At 38.4% G+C, this 6,496-nt stretch carries 7 protein-coding genes; 1 reads left to right on the top strand and 6 read right to left on the bottom strand.

What is annotated here, in order from left to right; all coding sequences use genetic code 11:
• From EA341_RS04950 to queA, 5 genes are all read right to left on the bottom strand, one after another.
• Positions 1-637, bottom strand: a 637-nt coding sequence (locus EA341_RS04950) for a response regulator (RefSeq protein WP_293011868.1), incomplete at its 3' end; no start/stop codon positions are given.
• Positions 638-639: 2 nt separating this feature from the next.
• The gene (locus EA341_RS04945; RefSeq protein WP_293011866.1) at positions 640-1,680 is read right to left on the bottom strand and encodes a sensor histidine kinase; all 1,041 of its coding nucleotides are present in this window, start codon (positions 1,678-1,680) and stop codon (positions 640-642) included.
• Positions 1,681-1,689: 9 nt separating this feature from the next.
• On the bottom strand, positions 1,690-2,481 hold the full coding sequence (locus tag EA341_RS04940; RefSeq protein WP_293011864.1) for a DUF5668 domain-containing protein: 792 nt from the start codon (positions 2,479-2,481) through the stop codon (positions 1,690-1,692).
• A 117-nt stretch (positions 2,482-2,598) separates the two neighbouring features.
• Complete coding sequence (locus EA341_RS04935; RefSeq protein WP_293011862.1) at positions 2,599-3,276, bottom strand: 2-C-methyl-D-erythritol 4-phosphate cytidylyltransferase; 678 nt, start codon at positions 3,274-3,276, stop codon at positions 2,599-2,601.
• 105 nt (positions 3,277-3,381) lie between these two features.
• Positions 3,382-4,431: a tRNA preQ1(34) S-adenosylmethionine ribosyltransferase-isomerase QueA gene (queA, locus tag EA341_RS04930; protein ID WP_293011860.1), complete on the bottom strand. Its 1,050-nt coding sequence runs from the start codon at positions 4,429-4,431 to the stop codon at positions 3,382-3,384.
• 123 nt (positions 4,432-4,554) lie between these two features.
• Between queA and EA341_RS04925 the strand changes: the two genes are divergently transcribed.
• Positions 4,555-5,799, top strand: a complete 1,245-nt coding sequence (locus tag EA341_RS04925; protein ID WP_293011858.1) for an ABC transporter permease — start codon at positions 4,555-4,557, stop codon at positions 5,797-5,799.
• A 74-nt stretch (positions 5,800-5,873) separates the two neighbouring features.
• Here EA341_RS04925 and recA read toward each other — a convergent pair.
• Positions 5,874-6,496: recombinase RecA (recA, locus tag EA341_RS04920; RefSeq protein ID WP_293011857.1), on the bottom strand; the 623-nt coding region annotated here is incomplete at its 5' end.

Genomic DNA, 6,496 nt, shown 5'->3' with positions numbered 1-6,496 from the left:
AAGGCTCAATTTTATTTATTTCGTTGATTTTTACAATGTAGGATCTATGAGTTCTCACAAACTGTGTTGGGTCGAGATTTTTTTCATAAAAAGTCAGGGTTTTGTTTTTCAAAAATTTACCTTCCTTGGTGTGAATATTTACATAATCGTCGTTGGCCTCCAAGAAAATAACATCTGAAATGGGTATGATTTTGATTTCGTTTTTAACTTTCAATACTATCCTGTTTGGAGATTCAGCATGTATGTTTTCTTTATTGGCGGAATGGGTATTTATGGTCAGAGGCTGATTAGCCTGATTGAATTTTTCCATTGCCTTGGCAAAACGTGTCTTTGAAATCGGTTTTAGAAGATAATCAATAGCATGCGCATCAAAAGCCTTCATAGCATATTCCTCGAAAGCCGTGGTGAAAATGACGGTTGGTGGGTTTTCCAACAACTCCAACAATTCCAAACCATTGATTTTAGGCATTTGAATATCTAGAAATATAAGATCAGGCTGATGCTCCTGAATTGCTTTTAGCCCTTCAAATCCATTGTGACAAACAGTAATTATTTCAACATGCGGATAATCCTCCAAATACTCTTTGATAATATCAATGGCTAAGGGTTCGTCGTCTATAATTATAGTGCGGGTCATTTTTACTGAATTTGAGGTATTTTTAAACTCACAGTGAAATTGTTTTCCTCTCGCTGAACCTTTAAGAGGTCATTTCTTCCAAAAATAAGAAAAAGTCTTCGACTGACGGCTTCCAAGCCGAATCCACTTCCTTTTAAAGTCCCTGATTCCGGGCTGTAAGGATTGGATATGGATATGTTTAGATTGCTATCCTTTTTCGTGAAACTGATTTGGATGGTGACTTTTCCTGTAAGACCGTATAAACCATGTTTTATGGCATTTTCCAAAATAGGCTGAAGTAATAACTGAGGTATTCTAAGGTGCTCTGTTTCAGGTGATACATTGAAGGTGGATTCCAATCGATGACCAAACCGAACCTTTTCTATAGAAAGGAATAATTCAAGGTATTCTTTCTCCTCTGCCACTTCAATCCACTCATTACTGCCTTTATTGATAGTTCCTCTCAGAAAATCAGCAAGTTGAAAGATCATTTCTCTGGCCTCATCAGGCTTGGACTTGATCAGTGCACTTACTGAGTTGAGGCTATTAAACAGGAAATGAGGTTGCAATTGCTGCTTGAGGTGGTATAGTTCTGCCTCTTTCGCCATTTCTTGGATTTTGTCCAACCTTTGTTTTGCCTCCAATTGATCCTCAATCTGCCCATAAACGAGGGTAATTGTTGCCCATGCAAGGAGTATGATGAAAACAATAAAGATTTTTAAGGGGATCAGGGTTTCCGAAAAAAGGAGGTAATTTTCTTGTTGTCGGAGCAACATGCTGAGTGAAAAACGGCTAAAAAATACAATAGCGATTGAAAAAATCAAGGGTAAAGCAACGATAAGCCACTTTTGATGATTTTTGGGAGAAAAGTATTTGAATACATTTTCCAAGATCAGGATACCAAAAATCAGTAAAGTGGTCAGTAAGGTTGTTTCTACAGCAGCTTCGAAAAGAGGCTGTCGGTAAAAGTTGATCAAAAAAGTTGAAGCGGTAATCCAAGTAAGGATTACCGCAGATATAATCAACCAGTTGAGTTTTGAAAATGAAGCTATACGCTGAAGCATCTTGGAAAATTAGAAGGATTTGATTTCAATTCCTCCAAAAATTACTGATCCATAGATTTTAAGGGTTTTTGTCTCGCCTGAAGGAACAGGCTGATACATCCTTTTGTCCTCTACACCAGCAAAGATGTTGGTAACGTTAATCTGAAGATCCCAATTGGCTGGGACTATGAGCTTAACTCCGCCAAACGCAACTTCTACATTGATGGCTGCACCATCCAAAATGTCTGCTTGGGAAAGGTCGATGTCTGTACCACCAAAAATGGCAGAGACTTTTCCTCCTTTTAGATTTTTACTCAAAACTCTCCTTTCTATTCCTGTGAAAATGGCCTGTGCATCTACGTAATCAGCGTGGTCTGATGACTTATAACCAAAATTTGGCTCGCTTTCATCAGTATTTGAAGAATCTGAGTTAAATCCCATTGACTTATCAAATTTCTTCATTGATTCGGAAAAGCTATCCTGGAAAGCTTTATGGTCACTTTTTCTTTTTATAATCAAATAAATGCCCAAAATGATCAAGCCTATCGGGATCATGTACGGGAATATATTGAATGGGAGATTGAAGTTTTTCACTGCGAAAGCCACAGATCCAAAAATGATTAAAAACATTCCAAACCCACTTTTAAAATTGCTTTTGATACTTATGACTGCACCTATGGCAATCAGTATCATTGGCCATGTGGTAACCCAGGAAGGAAACCAGATGCCTAAGGTGCGGAGTAGGATAACCCCTCCTACTAAGACCAGAATAACACCTACCGTGATGTCATTATTTTTTGCGGGGAAGTTTGACTTTGCCATAGATTTGCTGTTTTATTTAATAAGTCAAAAGTAGTTGCAGGCAACCGGTATTCTGAAGCTAAAAAGGTGGTCATTCAAAAAAATTCGGTAAATGACAGGAATCAATCGGCGAAATTATCAAAAATCTTTACCGAGCAGGAAATTTGCATATGCCATATCTTCAGGCGTAGTTATTTTGATATTCTCTAGATTCCCAGCGATAAGACTCACTTGCCATCCCTGGTGCTCATATACTGTAGCATCGTCAGTAAATTGTTGCAATTCCTTTGTTTCAAAAGCTTTTTTGATTTTGCTGACTTGAAAAGTCTGGGGTGTCTGAACTAACCTGAAATATTGCCTTTCCTGAGAAAATGATTTTCCATCCTCTGTCATTTTCCGGATAGAATCTTTGAGGGTAACAACAGCTATTGCTGAGCCTTTAGCAGCAGCAACTTCATAGCTTTCCATGATTACCTCAGGTTGGACAAATGGGCGAACTCCATCATGAATGGCTACTATGCCCTCAAAATCCAAGATGTGTTCAAGTCCATTTTTCACTGACTGAAACCTGCTTTTTCCTCCCTTTATCAATTGATGGGGAACAGTAAAGTTAAACTTGCTGCATAAAGATTTCCAGAAGTCAAAATCTTCCTCAGGAATGACCAATATAATCTTGATGGTACTGTCTGTTTTAAAAAATTTTTCAAGACTGTGCATCAAGATGGGTTTGTTGCCGATTTCCAGGTATTGTTTGGAAATAGCACTCCCCATTCTTGTGCCACTACCCCCTGCTACTATGATTGCGTACTTTTTCATAAATGTATGAGATAGGTCAAAAATAATGTATAGTTTTTCTTGTATGGATACCTCAAGATGAAAAAAAGAGAATGAATAAAAAAAGAGGCCCTTTGGCCTCTTTTTTTAAAGTATCAACATGGCATCTCCGTAGGAGAAGAACCTGTATTTTTCTTTGATAGCCTCCTGATAGGCTTTCATGACCAAGTCATAGCCTCCAAATGCAGATGCGGTCATCAATAAAGTTGATTCCGGCAAATGGAAATTAGTGATCAGGGTGTTGGCAATTTTAAATTCGTAAGGCGGAATGATGAATTTATCCGTCCAGCCACTGCTTGCCTTAAGTTTATTGTTGGCAGTTACTGAAGATTCTACGGTCTTAAGGGAGGTAGTGCCTACAGAAACGATCCTTTTCTTATTATCAAGTGCTTGGTTTACTTTATCCACAGTGCTTTGTGGGATATCGTAATTTTCAGAGTCCATTTTATGTTTGGTAAGATCTTCCACGTCTACCTGACGGAAAGTACCTAAACCCACATGCAGGGTAATTGGACAAACTTCCACCCCTTTCAATTCCAGTCTTTTCAACAAGTGAGGCGTAAAGTGTAGGCCCGCTGTAGGTGCCGCAACCGCTCCCACGTTTTTGGCAAATATGGTCTGATACCTTTCCCTATCTTCAGCTTCTACTTTTCTATCTATCCACTCCTTCAAGATAGGAGTTTCACCTAAGGTATCAATTGTCTTGTAAAACTCCTCGTTGGTTCCATCAAAAAGGAACCTGATGGTCCTACCTCTGGAAGTAGTATTGTCGATAACTTCAGCTACAAGGTCACTGTCACCAAAATATAGCTTGTTACCAACCCTGATTTTTCTAGCAGGATCTACCAAAACATCCCAAAGTCTCAAATCCTGATTGAGTTCTCTCAATAAGAAAACTTCAATTTTAGCACCTGTTTTCTCTTTGTTTCCATAAAGTCTCGCAGGGAAAACTTTGGTGTCATTCATGACAAATACATCCCCGTCACCGAAGTATTCAATAATGTCTTTGAATACCCTGTGCTCTATTTCCCCTGTTTTACGGTTGACTACCATCAATCTTGATTCGTCACGATTTTCGGTAGGATAGAGGGAAACAAGTTTTTTAGGTACTTCGAATTTAAAGTCTGATAACTTCATATAGTATGAATAGAATTGGCTACAATGTGTGATTTAAGAATAATCTTAAAAACTGCAAATATAACAATAAAAATCCCTAAATCTACTTATATTGGCAATTAGTTTTTAACTCAATAGCTCACAGTGATACTTCTCAAACTCTTATGGGAGAGCCTTGTATTTGCAATGCAAGCCCTAAAATCCAATCTTACCAGAACCGTCTTGTCTCTACTAGGGGTAACCGTAGGTATTTTTGCAATTATTGCAGTATTTACCTTAGTGGATTCTTTGGAGAAAAACATCAAATCAAGTTTCAGCTTTTTGGGCAGTAATGTGGTGACCGTAAATAGGTTTCAATTTGTAGGTGGCCCGGATTACCCATGGTGGAAGTACTTTAGGAGGCCATACAATACTTTTGACGAGTACACCTTTTTAAGAGATAAACTGAAAAGCGCTGAGGCTGTGACCTTTTCAGCCTCAGCAAACACCACTGTTCAGGCGGGAAGCAACTCTTACAAAGGGACAAATCTGACAGGAGTCACTTTCACATATAAAGATGTTTATGATGTTCCCTTAGAGTCCGGAAGGTTTTTTACTGAGTTAGAAATCAATTCTTCGAGGAATGTTGCCATAGTTGGAACAAAGATTTCCAATACCCTATTTTCCAATAGCAATCCTATAGGAAGAGAAATTAAGATCAAGGGAGCAAAATTTGTGGTCATAGGAGTTTTTGAAGAAGAGGGAGAGGGGCTTTTTGAAATTTCATCCAAAGATGAAGCCATCATGGTTCCTTATGGAAGTTTTACTAAAATGTATTTTGTTGGGCAAAATGGTATAGAGCCAAGTATTGCCTTAAAGGGAAGAGATGAGGATGTAGGCTTGATTGAATTGGAAAACGAATTGATAGGACTTTTGAGAGCCAAAAGAGGTTTGAAACCTACTGAGGAAGATAATTTTGCTTTGAATAAGTCAGAATTTATTATGGACACCATAGGGTCTATTTTTGATGTCATCAGTGCCGCAGGGTGGGTGATTGGAGGCTTTTCTATTCTGGTTGGCGGCTTTGGTATTGCCAACATTATGTTTGTATCTGTGAAGGAGAGGACCAATATTATAGGAATTCAAAAATCCCTGGGAGCAAAAAATTATTTTATTCTCTTTCAATTCTTATTTGAAGCAGTGTTTCTGAGCTTAATAGGAGGAATTACGGGGATATTGATTGTGTTTGCCATTACCTTTATTCCAATAGGCTCACTGGAATTGGTGTTGTCCTTTAAAAATATTGTTTTAGGATTGGGGATATCATCAGCAATTGGTATTGTTTCTGGAATTGTACCAGCTACTCTGGCGGCGAGACTTGACCCAGTAGAAGCTATCCGAGCGGCTTAATTCACAGAAGATTTAAATTAAAATCCCGGCTTATCATTGATGAGCCGGGATTATTTTTAGGTTTAAATGGAAGATTATTCCGCCTTACTTTTTTTAGCTGGGGCTGCTTTAGCAAGACCAGCTTTTTCCTTGATTTTAATCTCCAGTTCTTCCATAAGTTCTGGATTATCTAAAAGGAGTGATTTTACAGCATCTCTTCCCTGACCAAGTTTGTTGCCTTCATAGCTGAACCAAGAACCTGCTTTTTTAACAATTTCAAATTCCACTCCCAGGTCAATGATTTCTCCTACTTTTGAAATTCCTTGGCCATACATGATGTCAAATTCTACTACTTTGAAAGGAGGAGCTACTTTGTTTTTGACTACTTTCACTTTTGTCCTGTTGCCGAGTACATTGTCAGCACCTTCTTTGATTTGTCCGATTCTTCTGATATCCAATCTTACCGAGGCGTAAAACTTCAAAGCATTACCCCCTGTGGTAGTTTCAGGGTTACCGAACATGACACCTATCTTTTCTCTAAGCTGATTGATGAAGATACAGGAGCACCCTGTTTTATTAATAGCTCCAGTCAGTTTTCTAAGGGCTTGAGACATCAGCCTTGCTTGAAGACCCATTTTGCTATCACCCATATCCCCCTCAAGTTCACCTTTAGGAACCAAAGCAGCAACAGAATCAATTACAATAATGTCTATAGCAC

The organism is Mongoliibacter sp. (assembly GCF_007692705.1).
Classification (GTDB): domain Bacteria; phylum Bacteroidota; class Bacteroidia; order Cytophagales; family Cyclobacteriaceae; genus Mongoliibacter.
The sequence above is the reverse complement of the archived record's forward strand: the minus strand, read 5'-3'. Positions and strand labels throughout refer to the sequence as shown.

Bases quoted from the DNA above. Each gene is read 5' to 3' on its own strand.
- EA341_RS04945 (WP_293011866.1), bottom strand. From the start codon at position 1,680: ATGCTTCAGCGTATAGCTTCATTTTCAAAACTCAACTGGTTGATTATA.
- EA341_RS04935 (WP_293011862.1), bottom strand. From the start codon at position 3,276: ATGAAAAAGTACGCAATCATAGTAGCAGGGGGTAGTGGCACAAGAATG.
- EA341_RS04940 (WP_293011864.1), bottom strand. From the start codon at position 2,481: ATGGCAAAGTCAAACTTCCCCGCAAAAAATAATGACATCACGGTAGGT.
- queA (WP_293011860.1), bottom strand. From the start codon at position 4,431: ATGAAGTTATCAGACTTTAAATTCGAAGTACCTAAAAAACTTGTTTCC.